Origin of the sequence: Ruegeria sp. HKCCA5463 (genome assembly GCF_013034175.1) — a bacterium.
Lineage (GTDB): Bacteria > Pseudomonadota > Alphaproteobacteria > Rhodobacterales > Rhodobacteraceae > Ruegeria.
On record NZ_WQFL01000008.1, the window covers coordinates 91,286 to 111,581 of the forward strand.

Consider the following 20,296-nt stretch of genomic DNA (forward strand, 5'->3'; position numbering starts at 1 on the left):
CGTTTTCCGGCACTTAAGCGGACAGGGCGAACCGGTGCTGTCTCTTCGGCCCGAATGCGGCCTTGAACCACATCCGAGACAGATCACGCGGGATGCCCGCACGCGCGGCCACCCGGTTGCAGTCGTCCGCGGAATAGGGCCACAATCCGACTGAAATCTGATCGCGTCCGCTGCCCTGGGTTCCCAGAACCTCGGGCGATGACCCGATCAGGCGATAGATTCTGATCATTCTGGCATCGAATACGCCGGCGATATGCGTCAGGCCGAAACCTTCCATCATTTCGCCTCCGCTCAGCATGATGGCGCCGGCAGTATGCGGGCTGGCTGTTCGCGACAGGCAGAACCGGGTCACCTCCCAGATCAGGGGGCTGCAAATCGGCTTACCGCCGTTGAGATGACCAAAAACCTCATTGATCATCACCCGGCCGGTCGTAGGCAATACACGCATCGACCCTCCGTGGCTGCCATCCGGCTCTTCCCAGATGACGTAAAGCGGATTGAGATCATCGTATTCGTCCCGCTCTTCCCCTTTCTCGTTGACGTGGACATCCCACCCCAACCGGGTCTTGAACTGATCCGCGCGATCCTTGAACATCCCCTCTGCCAGAGTCGGAAATCTGTGTAACTCATCGGCATATAGATAACGCAACATGACTTGTTCCCCTTGTCGTCCTGTGCAGGAACGAAAGGAGTACAGAGTCGTGGTTAATTTTGCGTGTGGAGGCCGTTCACCCCTTAAACCACTATTAATCCCCGGCTGAGTGCCGTGGCGATTGCGTGGGTTGTGTTATGTGCGCCCAGCTTTGAGCGCGCGCTTTCAATGTAAACGCGCAACGTATGCTCGGAAATCGTCAGGGAATGGGCCACTTGGGCGCGGCTGTATCCCAACGCCAAAAGTGTGATCGCGTCGATTTCCCTTGGCGACAAGCTGCGCGGGCAGTCCGGCTGCCTGTCTTTTTCAAACTCCAGCGCCTTGCGATTTATGTAATGCGCAACAAGAATCAAATCACGCCCGTAAGTCGAGATAAAGTTCTTCCAGGTTTGATCATCACAACTGTGGTTGACCGTGAACAGGGCGAACTGACCATTTGGACCCCGAATTGGGATGGAATACCCCTGATTGCCAACGCCATGGCTTTGCGCATCCAGAAGGAAGGCTTTCGCCACCTTGCCGGACCAATCCAGAGACTTCCAGTCAACCGGGTGAAACCGCTGGAAACACCCCAAGATCACTGGGTCGATACGGTGATAGTTTTTTTCCCTGTAGCGCTCATCCCAAGCGTCTGAATAGGTGGTGTAGCCGTATTGATCTCCGGCACCGTCAACCCAGTGATACGTCAGGTGCTCGACCTTCAACGCGTCCCGCAAACGCTCCGCTACGGCGCTGAGTTCTTCAAGCGTGTTGGTGTTTTCCAAATCCTGAAGGATTTGACCCAAATCGACCTTCGTTGCCATCCGCGGGCGCCCGTACCTCGTTCTTCAAGGACGCAATCTCGGCAGCCGCGATCAGTCTTGTGTCATCAAGCTGCTCTGCAAGCGCGCTCAAACCATTCGCAACGGCGAAAGCATTGAGGTCCGACAATACGTCCAATATCCACTCATTTTGCGCCATCAGGGTCTCTCTGAAACAGTTAACGAAGGGTTAACACAACCATAACATGTATGATCTTTTTCAGCCTATTCGCCGGTTTCTACTCCCCAAAAATAGCGATGGGCAAAAATGCAAACATTTGAAAGATCGTCAGAGGCCTGAAAAACACAAAACACCCGCGAACCAACAAGGTGATTCGCGGGTGTTTTGTGTCTACAACCCTGGCGGGTTATCAACCTGCGTCCAGGACTTCCTCGAGGGTACGCAGACCAGTGCGCGGCGCCTGAACAAGAACGGACATATTGCCCGGCTTGTGCTCGTTCCGCAGCATTTTCATGTGTGCTTCAGGCAGGTCATTCCAGGTGAACACTTCGGACATGCAGGGATCCAGACGACGCTCGACCATCAGTTTGTTCGCGGCTGCCGCCTGCTTCAGATGAGCAAAGTGCGAGCCCTGCAAACGCTTTTGGTGCATCCACATGTAGCGCACATCGAATGTACAGTTGAAACCCGATGTTCCAGCGCAAATCACGACCATACCGCCTTTTTTCACAACGAAGGTCGACACCGGGAAAGTGCTTTCACCCGGGTGTTCGAACACCATGTCAACATTGTTGCCTTTGCCGGTTATGTCCCAGATCGCCTTGCCGAATTTGCGGGCCTCTTTGAACCATTCGGCATATTCCGGTGTGTTGACCGTGGGCAATTGTCCCCAGCAGTTGAAATCACGACGGTTCAGAACACCTTTGGCGCCCAGACCCATAACGAAATCACGCTTGCTTTCGTCTGAAATCACACCGATCGCATTTGCGCCGGCGGTATTGATCAATTGGATCGCATAGGAACCCAGGCCCCCGGATGCACCCCAGACCAGGACGTTCTGACCCGGTTTCAGATCGTGTGGCTCGTGGCCAAACAGCATCCGGTATGCGGTTGCCAGCGTCAGGGTGTAGCACGCCGCTTCTTCCCATGTCAGATGCTTGGGGCGCGGCATAAGCTGCTGAGCCTGCACGCGCGTGAACTGGCTGAACGAGCCATCCGGCGTTTCATAACCCCAGATCCGCTGGCTGGGCGAATACATCGGATCGCCGCCGTTGCATTCCTCGTCATCGCCGTCGTCCTGGTTGCAGTGGATCACAACCTCGTCGCCAACTTTCCAGCGCTTTACCTTGTCGCCAACGGCCCAAACGATGCCCGACGCATCCGAACCCGCGATGTGGTAGGGTGCTTTGTGGCCATCAAACGGGCTGATCGGCTGCCCCAGAGCAGCCCAGACGCCGTTGTAGTTGACCCCGGCAGCCATAACCAGAACCAGCACTTCGTTGCTGTCCAGGGTCGGAACATCCACAACTTCCTGCTGCATGGCGGTGTTCGGCTCACCATGACGTTCTTTGCGGATGGCCCAAGCGTACATTTGCTTTGGGACATATCCCATGGGCGGGATTTCACCCATTTCATACAGATCTTTTTCAGGTGCCTCGTACGACGCGATACCACTTTCGGTGTCCAAAGCCATGCCGGCCTCCTCTGTTCAGTGCCTTTGCCGCGACGCAGAATCGCGCGCTTCACAGACTGGAATATTGGGCGATGAGTAATATTGCAACCGTTTTTGGCGCCATATTGTAATTTTATGACCCAGCGGTTGCAGAAAGTTATTTTGCGGATGCAGAAACCTGGTTACCTGAATCCGCCGGGGCGGATGCGGCGTAATAGTCCAGAAGATCGCCGCGCTGACCTGATACGGACAGCATGTTCCCCTGTCGGTTCAGAATCCGGCGTTCAACCAGTTGATCCAAAGCATTTGATATGGCCTGCGAATTGTCCTTGGTCTGCGGATCATCGCGCTCCATCATCTGTCGGATTTGTGACAGCACGTCTTCTTCGGACATCGGGCCCTTGTCGCGCACCAGCAAACAGGCCGCTGGTGCCGGCACAAGCGGAATAGCATGCTGGATACGCTGCATCAGCGTCCGAGCCAAATCCGTCATCATGTCGTCACTGCCTTCAGCCCGGAATTCCTTGAGAGAGATCGGCCTGCCGTACCGGACGGACGCCAGACCGAACCGCTTGTATCGGCCGATCAAACGACGCCAGATCTGTTTCACTATCCAGCGCGTGATGACGCCGATCCGTGCGCGAAACCGCCGCTCTGTTCCAAGTGCCGCGCGGGTCAGGATGGTGTCTTCCAACACACGGTCGTAATTCAGAGCAACCGGGACAAACACCACATCGCGCCCCTGTGGCGATGTTCCATCCATAATGTATTTGAGCAGTCCAAGCTTGGGGCGCGCAATGGCCCCGGTCAGGCTCAGCCCGCCTTCTGGAAACATGGCTTGAGTTACGCCGGCTTCGGTTGCGTGGCGTACATAGGTGGACAGAACCTGACGATAGAGTTCGCTGCCGGACTTGCGCCGGATAAAATACGCCCCCATCGCCCGGATCAATCGGCTGAGCGGCCAGACCCGGGCCCACTCTCCGACAGCATAAGACAGCGCAGAATGCCGGGCTGCAAGATACGTGACCAAAACGTAATCCATGTTGCTCCGGTGGTTCATGACAAAGACAACCGTAGCTTCGGGGTCAATGTTCCTGACGGATTCTTCGTCCTGATAGCTAAGCCGTACCTCGTAGAATGTGTTGCTCAGCAAGCGGGCCAACCGGATCGCAAAGCTGAAATAGGCGAAGGCCGAAAATGACGGAACGATCTCTCGGGCATAACGACGTGCCTGCTCCGAGGCGACGGCCTCGGGCATGCCGGTTTCACGGGCATGTTGCTGAACCGCCTGGCCGACCTGCGGATCATAAATCAAGCGCTGGATCATGTCATGTCGACGCGCCAGCTTGAAGGGCTGGATCGGGCGTTGAAGGCGCTGGTTCAGGCGCGCCACCGCGCGTTCCAGCCTGCGACGGAAAAACCAGCGGACGGACGGAAACAGGAAATGCGATGCGAAAGTGACCATGGCAAAGACCACGATCAGCACGAAAAGCCAAAGCGGAAGTTCCACGGTTTGCGTCATGGCGGCAGATTGCCACCAATCACAGCCGCCCACAATCTGAACAATTGCGGCATGCCGCAACGCAGCGAATTGACATGTCCCGAAAATTGCGCTTTAGAACCTCAAGACGAAATTTTATTGCCCACTGAAACGCGAGGCCCCGCTATGACGCAGACGCAGAAAGATCGCCCCTGGCTCATCCGAACCTATGCCGGTCATTCCACGGCCAAAGCCTCGAACGCGCTTTATCGGGGGAATCTTGCGAAAGGCCAAACCGGCCTGTCGGTGGCCTTCGATCTGCCCACTCAAACGGGCTATGACAGCGACCACACTTTGGCCCGCGGTGAAGTCGGCAAGGTTGGTGTGCCGGTCTGTCATCTGGGCGACATGCGGGTTCTGTTCGACCAGATCCCGCTGGAGCAGATGAACACCTCGATGACGATCAACGCCACTGCGCCATGGCTTTTGGCGCTTTATGTCGCCGTCGCGGAAGAGCAAGGCGCGGATGTATCCAAACTACAGGGCACGGTTCAAAACGACCTGATCAAGGAATACCTGAGCCGCGGCACTTATGTTTGCCCGCCCAAGCCGTCGCTCAAGATGATCGCGGACGTGGCCGAGTATTGCTATACCAATGTTCCGAAATGGAACCCGATGAACGTGTGCTCGTACCACCTGCAAGAGGCGGGAGCGACGCCAGAGCAGGAACTGGCCTATGCCCTGGCCACTGCCATCGCCGTGCTGGACGAATTGCGCCCACGTGTACCTGCCGAGGATTTCCCGGCGCTCTGCGGTCGGATTTCCTTCTTTGTAAATGCTGGCATCCGCTTTGTCACCGAAATGTGCAAAATGCGTGCCTTCGTGGATCTTTGGGATGAGATCCTGCAACAACGCTATGGCGTTGAAAATCCGAAATTCCGTCGATTCCGCTATGGCGTGCAGGTGAACTCTCTGGGTCTGACCGAGCAGCAGCCCGAAAACAACGTCTATCGCATCCTGATCGAGATGCTGGCCGTAACCCTGTCGAAGAATGCCCGCGCCCGAGCGGTGCAGTTGCCCGCCTGGAACGAGGCGCTGGGTCTGCCGCGCCCGTGGGACCAGCAGTGGTCGATGCGGATGCAGCAGATCCTGGCCTATGAGACCGATCTGCTGGAATACGACGACCTGTTCGATGGAAACCCCGCAGTCGATGCCAAGGTGAAAGAACTGAAAGAAGGCGCACGGGCCGAACTGGCCAACCTGGATTCGATGGGCGGCGCGGTCGCTTCGATCGAATACATGAAGTCCCGACTGGTAGATTCCAACGCTGAACGCCTGAACCGGATCGAGCGCAACGAAACCGTTGTTGTCGGTGTGAACAAATGGATCGAAGGCGAGGCATCACCGCTTCAAACCGACGACGGTGGCATCATGGTTGTCGATCCTGCCGTGGAACAAGAACAGATCGACCGACTAAATACGTGGCGCGCAGAACGGGACGAAGCGGCCGTAGCAGCGGCCCTGGCCGCGCTGCGCGAAGCGGCACAGACCGGGGCAAACATCATGGAACCGTCCATTGCCGCCGCAAAGGCCGGCGCGACGACGGGCGAATGGGCCGAAGAGATGCGTAAAGTCTATGGAACCTATCGCGGCCCAACCGGTGTTTCCGGGTCTGTTTCGAACAAGACCGAAGGGCTGGACGACCTGCGTGCCGCTGTTGATGCCGTCAGCGACAAGCTGGGCCGGCGTCTGAAGTTCCTTGTAGGCAAACCCGGACTGGACGGCCATTCCAACGGTGCCGAACAGATCGCCTTCCGTGCCCGCGATTGCGGTATGGACATCAGCTATGAGGGCATTCGTCTGACACCCGAAGAAATCGTTGCGGCCGCCAGCGAAGATGATGCGCATGTCATTGGATTGTCGATCCTGTCCGGCAGCCACCTGCCACTGGTCAAAGACGTCATGGAACGTCTGCGGCAGGCGGGGTTGTCTCATATCCCAGTCGTGGTGGGTGGCATTATTCCGGACGAAGATGCCGAAAAACTGAAATCCATGGGTGTGGCCAAGGTCTACACCCCGAAAAACTTCGAACTCAATTCGATAATGGGCGATATCGTTACTCTGGCGGATCCTCGGAACCTCGCGGCAGAGTAAATTAGCTTAAAGGCACTTTTTCTCCTGTTTCCGTCTCTGAAAAATTCGGGATGGAATAAGCTGATATTTAGAATTACGGTGCGCGCTCATGTGCACCGTAATTATTATCTGATGGAGAAGAATGATGGGGATCAATCTTGAGAATATGCCACGCAAAGACCTTTTGGCTTTGCGCAATGACATTGAAAAAGCTTTGGTCAGGGCAGAAAAACGCGAACGTCAGGAAGCTTTGAAAGCCGCAGAAAAGGCTGCGGCAGAATTCGGCTTCTCTTTGTCTGAGCTGTCCGGAGAAGCGTCGCGCAGCGTTAAGCCAACAAAAACAAAGGCTAAATACCGCAACCCGGAAAACCCAGATCAAACTTGGACCGGTCGCGGCCGCAAGCCTCAATGGGTGCATGACGCGCTGACCGCAGGCGTGGATATTTCTGATCTGGAAATCTAATCTGAGCGTTTTTGAAAATGACAATTCATATTGGCGCCGAAAAAGGCGAAATAGCTGAAACCGTTCTTTTGCCCGGTGATCCCTACCGGGCGAAATGGGCGGCCGAAACGTTTTTGGACGATGTCAAACAGGTCAATAACGTTCGGGGAATGCTCGGCTTTACCGGAAACTGGAAGGGAAACCCCGTAACAATTCAGGGAAGCGGCATGGGAATGCCGTCTCTTTCCATTTATGTAAACGAGTTGATCCGCGATTACGATGCGAAAACCCTGATCCGCATCGGATCCTGCGGGGGGATGCAGGACAGCGTCAAAATTCGTGACGTTATTCTGGCCATGACATCAACCACGCTGAGCACGCCGTCGCGCGGCATCATGAAAGAGCTCAACTTTGCACCCTGCGCCGATTGGGGGCTGCTGCAAGCTGCCGCCACCGCGGCTGCCGCCAAGGGAACGCCGACCCATGTTGGTGGAATTTACTCGTCAGATGTCTTTTATGACGAGCGTCCAGATCTCAATGAACAGATGGTGCGTCACGGCATTCTGGGGGTCGAGATGGAAGCGGCCGAACTCTATATCCTGGCGGCGCGCCACAAGTGCCGCGCTCTGGCCGTTCTGACTGTTTCCGACCACCTGTTGACCGGAGAGGCTCTGCCATCGTCAGAACGTGAAAGCAGCTTTGGTGAAATGGTGGAAATCGCGCTTCAGGCTGCGTTCCCCAACAGCTGATGGTGGGCAGGCACGAGGAAACGGGCGCCTGCCGTTGCTAACGCCCGTGCGAGCGATCATAACCATTGCTCGCAGGGCTATCCCACCCCTTCAAATCACCACTGGCAGGAGCGAACACCTCCACCAGCAAGGGGTGGCATGCAGCCGTGTCCGAGGAATGTTCCGAAGAACAATCCCCGCCCGGGCAGGCGCTGAGGTTGCCCAGCAAATCAATCTCGGCAAAAAATTCCAGAAAATCTCCGGGGCGCACGGGTGAGGCTTTCATGAAGTACTGACCCGTGTCGCGGGTGAAACCGGTACACATGAAGACGTTCAATACGTCGTGCACCGCGGGTTCGGCTTCGGCCAGCGGAATATTGAGGTGATCCGCAAGCGCGCGTGTCAGGTTGGAATGGCAACAATGGTGGTATTGCGTACCGGACAAAAGGTTGCCCGTATACGGATCGCATCGCGTACCGATGACGTCATGAACCGACCCCCCATAGGAATCGATCCCGTACCACTCCAGCGTATCCGCAATAATCGTGGCCATCGGGCGTAGATGAGGAAAACTGGACCACATCCGCTCTCCGGTGGTCAGATGCGTGCCATGCAGCGCCCGGGTTTTTCCGGAATAGAAGCGTTCCGAAAGGTCGTTTCGGTTCCAGAGGTTCAGATCGCCAACCTGCGGCCCCTCGACGGAAGTGATGCGAAAGAAATGGCCGGCAGGCACTTCAAAACAACGCGCATCGCGTGGCGGCACCAGCACTTCGCCCGTTTTGCTTGCGCGTGCGCGAAGGGACTTCATCCAAGGTACATCCGGTCGCGGCAATGCCTCGTTCGGGTAACAGATGACAGGGGCGACCGCGCGACGGGCTTCGGCATCTTCGGGCGGTTGTAGAGTGTTTTCTGAAACGGTCATGCCGGGCAGAGTGGCGCATTATTCAGCCCTCGGAAAGCCCTATCTTTCAGGGGTCACGCGCCTTCAAGCACCGCAATGGTTGGTCCAGTGCAGTTATTTCGGCACCGCAGAAGCTGCACCGCCAGATGCCGTGGCTCTTGTCCTGCCGCCACCTGCAATCACGTGTCAGCCCGGAATGGCGCGAGCGCCAGAGGAAATAGGCAAACACGCCGGCCGCCAGAAGAAGCAGAAGAACAGGCATCCCTCTGCTTTGCCGATAAACCGTCAGTTTGCAAGCCTTGCCGCCTGTATCAGGCTGCGTTTGCGTATTCGAAAAGCTCTGGTTCCTTGTCAGCCTTCGCAGGTTCGGGCGTGTAATAGGCCCATGCCTGTTCAAGCAGTTCCAGCGCGTCTTGGGCGTCGGTTTTCCGTTTGGATGTGTCTTTGCTCATTGGAGTGATCCTGACTAAAGCTCATCACTCCTCCCTGCCCAAAAAATAAGGCAATGCAGCCGGGGCTGCATCGCCTATTTATGCAAGATGGACATGCGAAAATCGCAAATCGGGTCTGTGTTTAGACCGCGCGTTCGACCATCATCTTCTTGATCTCGGCAATCGCCTTGGCCGGGTTCAGACCTTTCGGGCAGGTCTTGGCACAGTTCATGATGGTGTGACAGCGGTAGAGCTTGAACGGATCTTCCAGCTCATCCAGACGTTCACCGGTGGCTTCATCCCGGCTGTCGATGATCCAGCGATAGGCATGCAGCAAAGCCGCGGGGCCAAGATAGCGGTCGCCATTCCACCAGTAGCTGGGGCATGAGGTCGAGCAGCTGGCGCACATCACGCATTCATAGAGACCGTCCAGCTTCTTGCGATCTTCGATGGACTGTTTCCATTCTTTCGCGGGACGATTGGTCTTGGTTTCCAGCCACGGCATGATGGACGCATGCTGGGCATAGAAATGAGTCAGATCAGGGATCAGGTCCTTGACCACCGGCATATGCGGCAGCGGATAGATTTTCACATCGCCCTTGATCTCATCCATGCCATAGATACAGGCCAGCGTATTGATCCCGTCGATGTTCATCGCGCAAGATCCACAGATGCCTTCGCGGCAGGACCGTCGGAACGTCAACGTCGGATCGATCTCGTTTTTGATCTTGATTAGCGCGTCCAGTACCATCGGACCGCACGTATCCATATCAACGAAATAGGTGTCGACACGCGGGTTCTGCCCGTCATCGGGGTTCCAACGATAGATCTGGAACTTGCGCACGTTCGTGGCGCCGTCCGGCTTTGGCCAGGTCTTGCCGGTGGTAATCCGGGAATTCTTGGGCAGGGTCAGTTGAACCATGTCAATTCTCCATTCAGCACAAGGCCGCCTTTCAGCCTGTCCGGGCGCATTCAGACGCCCCTCGGTTATAATGCCCCCAATGGGCGATGTTCACGTCGAAATCCGGCGAAAGCCAATCCGCAAGGCTTTGCGGATCGTCCCGGTCGATATCAAAGCGCAGAAAGCGCGGGTTGTCGTCAAAGAAAGCTTCGACCTCGGAATGGTGCACGTCATACATATGCGCCCAGCCCCGTTTTACCTCGTCGGCCGTCTGTCCATTGGCCTTGCAGCATCGCTCTAGGTACCTACCGCCGGAATGGTTGGCACGTGATGCGATCCAGTCATCGCGATTGCGCGTGTTCAGCAAGAAATAGGCGTCAGGGTAAGCCGCGTGCAGCTCTCGAAAGAACCGCGCGCCGTCCAGCATGAAGCGCGAATTGACAAAGGCGATATCGGTGAAGGCCCGAACGGCACCAAACCCATCCAGCGGTCTGCGCCCCATGGCAATATTGGTTACCATGCGATGTGCAAGGTTTAGACCCTGTTCATCTTCCCAATGCACAGATGGAATCCCGTTGTTCTGAAACAGCTTGTGAAACGAGGTCGTCGCACAGCGGTTCAAGCCGATCAGGATGATCTTGGGATCGCTTTGCCCGGATTGGAGTTTCTCGACCGTCATTGCAGGCACCAGCAAAGCATACGCCTCGGCACGCCTGGGATTTCACCATGACTCGCGCTTTTTTGAACGCCCTTCCGGCATGTGACTGGATCAAAAGCGGCTTGTTTGGCTTTCCGGGTCGATATGGTGCTTGCGCCAGTCACACGTTCAACTCCGCTCGAACACTTTGAACGCGGCAAAGCTGTTCTTTGAGGCATGCGCATGCCCTTTGACGGCAAACGGGTTCTCTTCTTCACAATAGAGCTGCCAGCCGGGCATGAATTCTTCAACCCACAGGGAATACGGGCGATGGCGCACATGCTGGTTGGAAGGGTTCTGGTCAAAATCAGACGAATAGATAACGACAAAACGCTTTGCCAGCCCGAACAACCGCCGCATGTAGTTCTCGAAAACGCTGTCTTCGGTCAGATGATAAATGACATCCAGCGAAAGAGAAACGTCATGCGGCTCAACCTCGGAATCGGCGTTTTTGAACACCCAATTGGGGCGGGATCGAAAAACTTCGTTGCAGCGACGAACGCAGAGGTCCGAGACATCAAGACCGGTATATTTCGGGATATCAAACAATTGCGCCTGATTTCCGTCGCCCGATCCCAATTCTACAACCGAGTCCACGCCTTCCATCTCGACCATCGTGTTGATGAAATTCGCTTTGTAGACGGCAAGACGCCCGTAAGACCCCGCTCCCGAGGTCTTGCCGCGCTCATATCGGCGTTGCCAATAATCGGTCGAAGAAAACTCTGCCATCTCGCCCCTGTTCCTGACCAGCCTTTAGAACGTCCGCGCTTTGGGCGCGATTTTCTGCAAGCTGATACCGCCTTGGTCCTCGGTCGTCAGTGGATCAACGATGACCGGACGATAGCTGAGCTCAACCTTGCTGCCCTCAACCCGGCTGACCGTGTGAACACGCCAGTTTTCGTCATCACGCTCGCTGAAGTCCTCATGCGCGTGGGCCCCTCGGGATTCCTTGCGGGCCTCGGCGCCGACGATGGTGGCAAGCGCGTTTGGCATCAGGTTGGTCAGTTCAAGGGTTTCCATCAGATCGCTGTTCCAGACCAATGAACGGTCTGTGACCTTCAGGTCGTCCATCTTTGCGGCAATCGCCGTCATCTTCTCGACGCCTTCGGCCATGGTCTTGGCGGTTCGGAACACGGCCGCATCCGCCTGCATGGTCTTTTGCATCTCAAGCCGAAGATCAGCGGTTGGGGTTGAACCGCTGGCGTTACGCACCGCATCAAAACGGTCAAACGCCTTGTCGACCGACGCCTGGTTCAGAACCGGGTTGGGGGATTCGGCGTCGACAACCTTGCCAGCCCGGATCGCTGCCGCCCGGCCAAAGACCACAAGGTCAATCAGCGAGTTCGACCCCAGTCGGTTCGCACCGTGGACAGAGGCACAACCGGCTTCGCCAACGGCCATCAAACCGGGAACAACCGCAGTCGGATCGTCGGAAGTCGGGTTCAGAACCTCACCCCAATAGTTCGTGGGGATACCGCCCATGTTGTAATGCACGGTGGGCAGAACCGGGATCGGTTCCTTCGTGACATCCACACCCGCAAAAATCTTGGCGCTTTCCGATATACCGGGCAGGCGCTCTGCCAGAGCCTCGGCAGGCAAGTGGCTGAGGTTCAGGTGAATGTGATCCCCTTCGGCCCCAACGCCACGTCCCTCGCGGATTTCCATGGTCATCGAGCGCGAAACGTAATCGCGTGGTGCGAGGTCCTTGTACTGGGGCGCATAGCGCTCCATGAACCGTTCACCTTCCGAGTTTGTCAGATACCCGCCTTCGCCGCGCGCACCTTCGGTGATCAGACAGCCCGAACCGTAGATGCCTGTGGGGTGGAACTGAACGAATTCCATATCCTGCAAGGCCAGCCCAGCACGGGCCACCATGCCGCCGCCATCGCCGGTGCAGGTATGGGCCGAGGTGGCGCTGAAATAGGCACGGCCATAGCCGCCGGTCGCCAATACCACCATCTTGGCGTTGAAGACATGCATGGTGCCATCGTCCAGCTTCCAGCAGACGACACCCTGACACTGACCGTCTTCGGACATGATCAAGTCGATGGCGAAATACTCGATATAGAACTCGGCGTTGTTCTTGAGCGACTGTCCGTACAGAGTATGTAGGATCGCGTGGCCGGTCCGGTCGGCGGCTGCACAGGTGCGCTGTACCGCAGGACCTTCTCCGAATTCAGTGGTGTGTCCACCGAAGGGGCGCTGATAAATCTTGCCCTCTTCCGTCCGGCTGAACGGAACGCCATAGTGCTCCAGCTCGTAGACCGCCTTGGGCGCCTCGCGGGCAAGGTACTCCATCGCGTCGGTATCGCCCAACCAGTCCGAGCCCTTGACGGTATCGTACATGTGCCATTGCCAATGATCGGGGCCCATATTCGACAGCGACGCGGCAATGCCACCCTGTGCAGCCACGGTATGAGAACGGGTTGGGAAAACCTTGGTCACGCAGGCCGTACGCAGGCCTTGTTCCGCCATACCCAATGTCGCCCGCAGACCGGCCCCACCGGCGCCGACAACGACCACGTCATATTCATGCGTTTCGTATTCGTATGCAGCCATTTCTTTCAGCTCCGGGAATTAAAGGGCAATGCGCGCGATGGCGAAGATGCCGGCCGCGGCCGCACCGTAGGACAGGCAGGTCACCAGAATGATCAGGACCTTCTCAAGCGTGCCGTGAACGTAGTCTTCAAGCATCACCTGCGCACCGTCTGCGAAGTGTTTGAAGCCAACCGCCAGCGTCAGTGCTGCCACGATGGCCGGGAAGGGCCGCGAGTAGTATTCAAGCACCACGTCAAACGGCTGACCCAGAACCGGGCCGAAGGTGAAAACAAACAAAGGCACAAGGATCAGCAGAGCCACCGAGCTGACTTTCATCGCCCAGAAATGAGCGGTGCCGGATTTCGCCGAGCCAAGGCCAGCGGCGCGTTTGCGGTCGGTCAGATAACGCATGTAAGGCCTCCAATCACGCGACGATGACAAGGGTCAGAAGGGTCAGCACGACCGATCCGATGACGACGGCCCAGCCCAGCTTTGTCGCTGTGGGAAGGTCCAGCCCAATCGCATTGTCCCAGATCAGGTGCCGTACACCGGCCAGCGTGTGATACCAAAGACCCCAAACGGACAGAGCCATCACCAGATCGCCAAGCACCGAAGTTATCACTCCGTTCGCAACGGCGAAGGCCTCGGGCGACGTTGCTGCGGCCAGAAACCACCAGACGATCAGCAGCGCCGCCAGCAGTAGCGCGTTTCCGGTGATGCGTGTCAGGATGGATGTGACCGACGTCAGCTGTGGACGATAGATCGACAGGTGCGGCGAAAGTGGGCGGTTGCCCCGATTTACATCGGCCATGGCGGCTCCTTTTCGGTTGGCTACCGAACGTTTTACTGTTTTTTGCGACACTGTCACGTGCTGCGGGTGCAAAAACCACTAAATTCAGCGCAATTTGACGGATTATTCCGGTATGTGATCACACAAAATATTGTCGTGATCACATTTAACATTCCCCTTCATCAATGTTAGCGATTTCAAGACCAAAGGCATGTGATCACGAATCTCCTGACTGTCATTTCAGGCCTGCCGTTTGCTGCGTCACTTCGCGCAGCAGTTTCTTGCGAATTCGTTCCGGGTAGTCCGCGAAGCCCGAGGCCGAAACGACAAAAGCGCCTTCGCCCACGATGACATTCTCAAAGAAATAGGCCGTCAGGTCCGGTTCACTTTCTTCGATGGCCAACGCATTGACGACAATGCCGCGGTTGCGCAAAGCCGCGTGAACTTGCGTCGGTTCGACGCCTTCATTGGATACGCCGTCCCCCGACAGATCGATCAGTCGCCGTTTGCAATCGGAAACGGACTCAAATGCGTCCAGCGTCGTGTGCAGCGCCTCGCCAATCGCGGTCGAGAAGTTCCGCCAGATGCGTGGATCTTCGGCAACCTGATCGGCAAAACGATCCAGCGCCGCGAAATTGTCGACTCGGGTCCAGGGGATCGTGACCTGCTGGCGCGACGACCCGGTCCATTGCACCAGCATCAACTGAGCCTGACCACGAACCAATGCCTCGGACACGATCGGGTCGCGCAGACCAGCGGCCAGCCCGTCCATCTGGATACGAAACTCGCTGGCGTCGACCGAGCCGGAAACGTCAACCGCCAGGGCCAGCGCCAGATCGCAGGCCTGAGCCGCCGGCGCCAGACAAACGCTGGTCAATATCGCGCGCAGAATATGCATGGTGCAAGCCTAGCACGGCTTGCACGCGAATGGCTCACAATACCGTCAGCACGCCTATTGCGGCATGAGCGCCCAATAGTCGAGGTCCAGAAGAACATCCGGCAAATACCGGCCCTCGTCATTCTTCAAAACGAACGGATCGCCACCCTTTGTCGCCACCAGACGCAGGCGGATCGCACCCACGCCGGGAACACCGGTTTCCGCCTTATCCAGAACTTCGGACCAGGCCTTGATCGTGTCGCCCGCGAAACACGGGTTGGCATGCGCGCCGCCATTCAGGCCGACAATCATCTGCGCGTTCGCAAGCCCGTTGAACGACAATGTCCGCGCCATCGAGATCACGTGCCCGCCATAGATCAACCTGCCTTCCGGGCGGAACGTCAGGTCGAAATGCACCTTGGCGGTGTTCTGCCACAATCGCGTGGCCAGCATGTGTTCGGCCTCTTCCACGGTGACGCCGTCCACGTGGTCGATTTTCTCTCCGATTTCATAATCGCCCCAACGATGCGCTTCACCGGCCAAAGCGAAATCGTAATTCGAGAAATCCAGACCTTCGGGCACGATCAGATCCTGGGGCGTCAAGGCCTTCTTCAATTCTGGAACAACCGTTTCGGGCGCTGGCGCATTCACGTCTGCCTTGCGCACCATCACCCAACGGACATATTCGATGACGACTTCGTCCAATTGGTTCAATCCACGGGTGCGGACCCAAACGACACCTGTTTTCCCGTTGGAATTCTGTTTGACGCCAATCACCTCGGACACAGATCGCAGGGTATCACCGGCGTAGACGGGTTTCAGCCAACGGCCTTCGCCATAGCCAAGATTGGCTACCGCGTTCAACGAGACATCCGGAACCGTTTTACCGAAAACCAGATGAAACGCCGCCAGATCATCAAGCGGACTTTCCGGCAAACCGCAATCCCGGGCAAATTCGTCCGAGGAATACAGCGCGTGACGTGCGGGATAAAGCGCGTGATACAAACCGCGTTCCCCCTCGGTCACTGTGCGCGGCACGGCGTGTTGCAACACCTGCCCTACGGAATAATCCTCGAAAAATCGGCCCGGATTTGTTTTTACCATTACTGCTGTCCCAGTTTCATGTCGGGGGAATAGTCGGCTTCGACCTCTTTGGTCACAGCCTGCGCACACCGCATTACATTGTTGGCTGAGTCAAAGGCATAGGACGGGTCGCCGTACAGCTCCCATCCCTTCGCCAGCGCATCTGACACCTTGTGGCAGAAGGCTGACGTGTCTTCTTCGGTCAACAAACGATAGAGTTTCGCCATGGAGTCAGGTCCTCATGAGCCGAACGGAGACGGACCGACCAGGCCGTGGATATATCCGATAATCCCCAGCAGAACGATCGAGGCCACAAAGAACATCGCATCCTTGCCGTAAGTACCGGGCTCACCCGGCGTCCAGTCGGGTTCGGACTTGTTGATTACAATGACTTCCACCACGGCCCATGCCAGAAGACCGCCGAACAGGATGATCGAGGCCAGATCTCCGTTCACCAGCAAATGCGCAAAGGCCCACAGCTTGAACCCACCCAGCATCGGATGGCGAAACTTGTTCAGCACCCGACCTTTGGTGCCCGCTGGGCTCATCATGTAGATCGCGACAAGGACCAACAGATTGTTGACGTGAATCAGGAAGGTCGGCGGCGCCCAGACATAGATGAAGTCGGTCATGCGATAGCCGAACACCATCAGCAGGATCGACGCGACCAGCGCCAGGGCAACTGCCCCCTTGCCCCCGTCGCCCATCGCGGCGCGGCGTTCAGGCGCCACACGTTTGAACAGATGCGCCGCCCACCACAGTGCCACGCCCAAGATCAGAAGAAAAAAGCCCATGCTGGCTTACCCCGCTTGCAAAGCTGAAATCGCCTCTGCTTTTGCCAGAATTTCGCGGGCCGTTGCAACGTGCAGATTTTCAACGATCTTGCCATCCACGACGGCAACACCCTGTCCTTGCGCTTCGGTCTCTTCGAATGCCGAGATTTGACGGCGGGCCAGATCGATCTCGTCATCCGATGGCGCGAAGGCCGTGTTGGCCACATCGACCTGGGCCGGATGGATCAGTGTTTTGCCATCAAAGCCCATGTCGCGACCCTGCGCACACTCGGCGGCCAGACCCTCGGTATCCTTGAAAGCGTTGTACACGCCATCAATGATGATCAGACCTTCGGCCTTGGCGGCCAACAGGCACAGACCCAGCGAAGTCATCATCGGCAGGCGATCGGGACGGAAGCGGGTTTGCAGTTCTTTGGCCAGATCGTTTGTGCCCATCACGAACCCGGCCATCAACGGATGCGCGGCGATCTCGGCAGCGTTCAGCATTCCGCGCGGCGTTTCCATCATGGCCCAGATCGGCAATTCTCCGGTGATCGCCGCCAGAGCATCCACGTCAGCCGCCGAATTCACCTTGGGCAACAGGACAACATCGGCATCCATGTCGCGCACCGCCTCGGCATCGGCACGCCCCCATTCGGTGTCCAGCCCATTGATCCGGACGATCTTGACCCGCGCACCATAGCCCCCAGCGGCCAAGGCCCCTTTCAGCGTTTCGCGAGCGTTTTCTTTTTCGTCCGCTGCAACTGCATCTTCCAGGTCGAAGATGATCGCATCCACAGGCAAAGAACGGGCCTTGTCCAGGGCCCGGTCCCTCGAACCAGGAATGTAGAGAACCGAACGATAGGGGCGCAGACGAGGATCCATGGACCACTCCCATTGAAATAAAGTTGCGCGGAATGGGACATTTTTTGCAGGAAAGTTCAAGAACAAAATCGCCGCACCGCAGCAAACCCGACGCAACGTGCGTTCCCTTAACCGGATTTCGTCCCTTGCCACCCACCCTGAACGGCAGTTGGAATCAAAAAGGGGTACGGAATGCGAAAGACGGTGTTCAAGATGACGATGGGGCTTGGGATCATGGTCCTGGCCGCGCAACATGTGCATGCTCAGGGTCAAAACTGTGCGCCCAGAGAAGCTGTACTGGAACGGTTGCACGAGGCCTATGGTGAAACGCGCAGGGGTTTGGGACTGGCCCGGAAAGGCGCCGTCGTGGAGCTTTTTGCCTCGGACGAAACCGGCAGCTGGACGATCACGGTGACGTTGCCCAACGGGATCACCTGCCTTGTGGCTTCTGGTCAGGCTTTTGAAGAGGTGGCCGAGGCGCTGCCACCCAATGCCTGATCAAGTAAGCACGTCCCAGATCAGCTTGCTGCCGGTGAGCGTCAGCAGCACATAGGCAAGCCCGAAGAACAGGCGTTCGGACAACATGAAATGTGCCCGGACGCCCAGCCATGCCCCCAGGATCGCAAAGGGTGTCAGCAGCAAATCCGCCCATAACGTCTGCCATGTGAACATACCCAGATACGCATAAGGTATGAATTTCGCGATATTGATCACCCAGAAAACCAGTACCGTACTGGCTTGAAATTCCGTTTTCGTCAGGCGTTGCGACAAAAGATAGACCGCTGCCGGGGGGCCACCGGCGTGGCTGACGAAGCTTGTGAAACCCGCGACCAGCCCGGCAAATAAACCGGAAGACGGCGGCAGTCGCCTGGCAAACCCGCGCACCCACCCTTTCGACTGCGCGATGTGCCAGATTACGAACCCGACCGAGATGCCACCGATCAGCAGACGCAACAGATTATCATCTGTTGCACGATAAAGCCACGCACCCATCGCCACACCGGGCACGGCGCCAAGGATCAGCAGACGGGAATCCGGCCAGCTCCACCGCCTCCAATAGGGACCTAACGTGGCCACGTCGATCACCATCAAGATCGGCAGCATCAGGGCCAAAGCCTGCCCGGGCGTCAGGATCAAGGCCAGAATCGACGACGAGGCAAAGGCCACGCCGGAACCGAAACCGCCCTTTGAAATACCGGCAAAGATCACGGCAGGGATCGCCACGGCAAAAAACATCAAGTTCAATTCGAACATGCGACAGTCCCGGTTTTGGCTTGTCTCAAAGGCCGTTTAGCGCAATCAAAGCAGGGCCTGCAAACAGTATGCGGTTGTATGCCACGTCGCAGAACTCTTGCCTATTGACGTTTTAACGACTAGCACAACCGCGATTTCAATACCGACCGGATATGGAGAAATTCCAAATGGCCAGACCCAAGATTGCGCTGATCGGCGCGGGGAACATCGGCGGCACGCTCGCACATCTCGCAGCTGTCAAAGAACTGGGTGACGTTGTCCTGTTTGACATCGCAGACGGGCTGCCTCAGGGTAAGGCGCTCGACATCGCTGAATCCGGCCCTTCGGAAGGGTTCGACGCCTCGATGAAAGGCACCAGCGACTATGCCGATATCGCTGGCGCGGATGTTTGCATCGTGACCGCAGGCGTGGCCCGCAAACCGGGCATGAGCCGCGATGATCTGCTGGGCATCAACCTGAAAGTCATGAAGTCGGTTGGTGAAGGCATCGCAGCCCACGCACCCGACGCGTTCGTGATCTGCATCACCAACCCGCTGGACGCGATGGTCTGGGCCTTGCGCGAATTCTCGGGCCTGCCGCACAACAAGGTCTGCGGCATGGCAGGGGTGCTTGACTCGGCGCGCTTTGCACACTTCCTGTCGGAAGAGTTCAACGTCTCGATGCGCGACGTCACCGCCTTCGTTCTGGGCGGCCACGGCGACACCATGGTACCGTCGGTCCGTTACTCGACCGTTGCCGGCATTCCGCTGCCTGATCTGGTCGAGATGGGCTGGACCACGCAAGAGAAACTGGACGCCATCGTGCAGCGTACTCGTGACGGCGGCGCCGAAATCGTTGGCCTGCTGAAAACCGGTTCGGCCTATTACGCGCCTGCAACATCGGCGATCGAAATGGCCGAAGCCTATCTGAAAGACCAGAAACGCGTTCTGCCATGCGCGGCCTACTGCAACGGCGAACTGGGTGTAGACGGGCTCTATGTCGGTGTTCCGACCGTGATCGGCGCAGGCGGCGTCGAGCGTATCGTTGACATCAAGCTGAACGAAGACGAGCAGGCAGGGTTCGACAACTCGGTGAACGCCGTGAAGGGTCTGATCGACGCGTGCAAGGGCATCGACAGCTCGCTGGCGTAAAACAGCCCTGAACTCCGAATAACAGACCGGCCCGTTTCAGGGCCGGTTTTCTTTTGGTCCGCGCATGTCCCGGTCGCAAATGTTGGCGCAAACGCCGCAAATCCCTTTTTTCGAATGTGATTTTCTGACGCTGCGCAGTTTTTTCGAATCGTTTTGCCACATCAGAAATTTTGTGATCACACCCTAAA

General features: G+C 57.1%; 24 protein-coding genes. 5 read left to right on the forward strand and 19 right to left on the reverse strand.

What is annotated here, in order from left to right; translation table 11 throughout:
• Positions 1–13 precede the first annotated feature (13 nt).
• The 4 genes from GOW09_RS16655 to GOW09_RS16670 form a co-directional block, all read right to left on the reverse strand.
• Positions 14–652, reverse strand: coding sequence for an acyl-homoserine-lactone synthase (locus GOW09_RS16655; protein WP_171119686.1), 639 nt, complete (start codon positions 650–652; stop codon positions 14–16).
• Between the two features lie 83 nt (positions 653–735).
• Positions 736–1,455 carry a LuxR family transcriptional regulator gene (locus tag GOW09_RS16660; protein WP_170346381.1) on the reverse strand — a complete coding sequence of 240 codons (720 nt, stop codon included), beginning with the start codon at positions 1,453–1,455 and terminating at the stop codon, positions 736–738.
• Between the two features lie 368 nt (positions 1,456–1,823).
• The gene (ccrA, locus tag GOW09_RS16665; RefSeq protein ID WP_170346380.1) at positions 1,824–3,107 is read right to left on the reverse strand and encodes a crotonyl-CoA carboxylase/reductase; all 1,284 of its coding nucleotides are present in this window, start codon (positions 3,105–3,107) and stop codon (positions 1,824–1,826) included.
• 136 nt (positions 3,108–3,243) lie between these two features.
• A complete protein-coding gene (locus GOW09_RS16670; protein WP_171119687.1) occupies positions 3,244–4,608 on the reverse strand; it encodes a 1-acyl-sn-glycerol-3-phosphate acyltransferase in 1,365 nt (454 codons plus the stop codon).
• A 144-nt stretch (positions 4,609–4,752) separates the two neighbouring features.
• On the opposite strand from GOW09_RS16670, the gene GOW09_RS16675 reads away from it, so the two are divergent.
• From GOW09_RS16675 to deoD, 3 genes are all read left to right on the forward strand, one after another.
• A complete protein-coding gene (locus tag GOW09_RS16675) occupies positions 4,753–6,720 on the forward strand; it encodes a protein meaA (RefSeq protein ID WP_171119688.1) in 1,968 nt (655 codons plus the stop codon).
• A 124-nt stretch (positions 6,721–6,844) separates the two neighbouring features.
• Positions 6,845–7,162, forward strand: a complete 318-nt coding sequence (locus GOW09_RS16680) for an H-NS family nucleoid-associated regulatory protein (protein WP_171119689.1) — start codon at positions 6,845–6,847, stop codon at positions 7,160–7,162.
• A 17-nt stretch (positions 7,163–7,179) separates the two neighbouring features.
• Positions 7,180–7,890 (forward strand): purine-nucleoside phosphorylase, encoded by a 711-nt coding sequence (deoD, locus tag GOW09_RS16685; protein ID WP_171119690.1) that lies wholly within the window; start codon positions 7,180–7,182, stop codon positions 7,888–7,890.
• A 37-nt stretch (positions 7,891–7,927) separates the two neighbouring features.
• On the opposite strand, the gene GOW09_RS16690 is transcribed toward deoD, so the two are convergent.
• The 14 genes from GOW09_RS16690 to GOW09_RS16750 form a co-directional block, all read right to left on the reverse strand.
• The gene (locus tag GOW09_RS16690) at positions 7,928–8,791 is read right to left on the reverse strand and encodes a DUF1989 domain-containing protein (RefSeq protein ID WP_171119691.1); all 864 of its coding nucleotides are present in this window, start codon (positions 8,789–8,791) and stop codon (positions 7,928–7,930) included.
• Between the two features lie 46 nt (positions 8,792–8,837).
• The gene (locus GOW09_RS22390; RefSeq protein ID WP_171206040.1) at positions 8,838–9,032 is read right to left on the reverse strand and encodes a hypothetical protein; all 195 of its coding nucleotides are present in this window, start codon (positions 9,030–9,032) and stop codon (positions 8,838–8,840) included.
• 49 nt (positions 9,033–9,081) lie between these two features.
• Complete coding sequence (locus GOW09_RS16695) at positions 9,082–9,222, reverse strand: hypothetical protein (protein ID WP_171119692.1); 141 nt, start codon at positions 9,220–9,222, stop codon at positions 9,082–9,084.
• Positions 9,223–9,343: 121 nt separating this feature from the next.
• Entirely contained in the window at positions 9,344–10,123 is a 780-nt protein-coding gene (locus tag GOW09_RS16700; protein WP_152456842.1) for a succinate dehydrogenase iron-sulfur subunit, read from the reverse strand.
• Between the two features lie 31 nt (positions 10,124–10,154).
• Positions 10,155–10,781 carry a sulfotransferase gene (locus tag GOW09_RS16705; protein ID WP_171119693.1) on the reverse strand — a complete coding sequence of 209 codons (627 nt, stop codon included), beginning with the start codon at positions 10,779–10,781 and terminating at the stop codon, positions 10,155–10,157.
• Between the two features lie 147 nt (positions 10,782–10,928).
• Complete coding sequence (locus GOW09_RS16710) at positions 10,929–11,528, reverse strand: class I SAM-dependent methyltransferase (RefSeq protein WP_171119694.1); 600 nt, start codon at positions 11,526–11,528, stop codon at positions 10,929–10,931.
• 24 nt (positions 11,529–11,552) lie between these two features.
• On the reverse strand, positions 11,553–13,358 hold the full coding sequence (sdhA, locus tag GOW09_RS16715) for a succinate dehydrogenase flavoprotein subunit (RefSeq protein ID WP_171119695.1): 1,806 nt from the start codon (positions 13,356–13,358) through the stop codon (positions 11,553–11,555).
• An 18-nt stretch (positions 13,359–13,376) separates the two neighbouring features.
• Complete coding sequence (sdhD, locus tag GOW09_RS16720) at positions 13,377–13,748, reverse strand: succinate dehydrogenase, hydrophobic membrane anchor protein (protein ID WP_117870336.1); 372 nt, start codon at positions 13,746–13,748, stop codon at positions 13,377–13,379.
• Positions 13,749–13,761: 13 nt separating this feature from the next.
• Complete coding sequence (gene sdhC, locus GOW09_RS16725) at positions 13,762–14,148, reverse strand: succinate dehydrogenase, cytochrome b556 subunit (RefSeq protein ID WP_152456838.1); 387 nt, start codon at positions 14,146–14,148, stop codon at positions 13,762–13,764.
• Between the two features lie 214 nt (positions 14,149–14,362).
• Positions 14,363–15,025, reverse strand: coding sequence for a DUF1194 domain-containing protein (locus tag GOW09_RS16730; RefSeq protein ID WP_171119696.1), 663 nt, complete (start codon positions 15,023–15,025; stop codon positions 14,363–14,365).
• A 54-nt stretch (positions 15,026–15,079) separates the two neighbouring features.
• Positions 15,080–16,108, reverse strand: coding sequence for a MaoC family dehydratase (locus GOW09_RS16735; protein WP_152456836.1), 1,029 nt, complete (start codon positions 16,106–16,108; stop codon positions 15,080–15,082).
• Entirely contained in the window at positions 16,108–16,314 is a 207-nt protein-coding gene (locus GOW09_RS16740) for a DUF1737 domain-containing protein (RefSeq protein ID WP_152456835.1), read from the reverse strand. Before GOW09_RS16740 ends, GOW09_RS16735 begins: the two co-directional genes overlap by 1 nt.
• Before the next feature lie 12 nt (positions 16,315–16,326).
• The gene (locus GOW09_RS16745; RefSeq protein WP_171119697.1) at positions 16,327–16,881 is read right to left on the reverse strand and encodes an NnrU family protein; all 555 of its coding nucleotides are present in this window, start codon (positions 16,879–16,881) and stop codon (positions 16,327–16,329) included.
• Between the two features lie 6 nt (positions 16,882–16,887).
• A complete protein-coding gene (locus GOW09_RS16750) occupies positions 16,888–17,745 on the reverse strand; it encodes a CoA ester lyase (RefSeq protein ID WP_171119698.1) in 858 nt (285 codons plus the stop codon).
• A gap of 171 nt (positions 17,746–17,916) precedes the next feature.
• Between GOW09_RS16750 and GOW09_RS16755 the strand changes: the two genes are divergently transcribed.
• On the forward strand, positions 17,917–18,222 hold the full coding sequence (locus GOW09_RS16755) for a hypothetical protein (RefSeq protein ID WP_171119699.1): 306 nt from the start codon (positions 17,917–17,919) through the stop codon (positions 18,220–18,222).
• On the opposite strand, the gene GOW09_RS16760 is transcribed toward GOW09_RS16755, so the two are convergent.
• On the reverse strand, positions 18,223–18,978 hold the full coding sequence (locus GOW09_RS16760) for a sulfite exporter TauE/SafE family protein (protein ID WP_171119700.1): 756 nt from the start codon (positions 18,976–18,978) through the stop codon (positions 18,223–18,225). It lies immediately after the preceding gene.
• A 167-nt stretch (positions 18,979–19,145) separates the two neighbouring features.
• Between GOW09_RS16760 and mdh the strand changes: the two genes are divergently transcribed.
• A complete protein-coding gene (mdh, locus tag GOW09_RS16765) occupies positions 19,146–20,108 on the forward strand; it encodes a malate dehydrogenase (RefSeq protein ID WP_117870353.1) in 963 nt (320 codons plus the stop codon).
• The last annotated feature ends 188 nt before the right edge of the window (positions 20,109–20,296 follow it).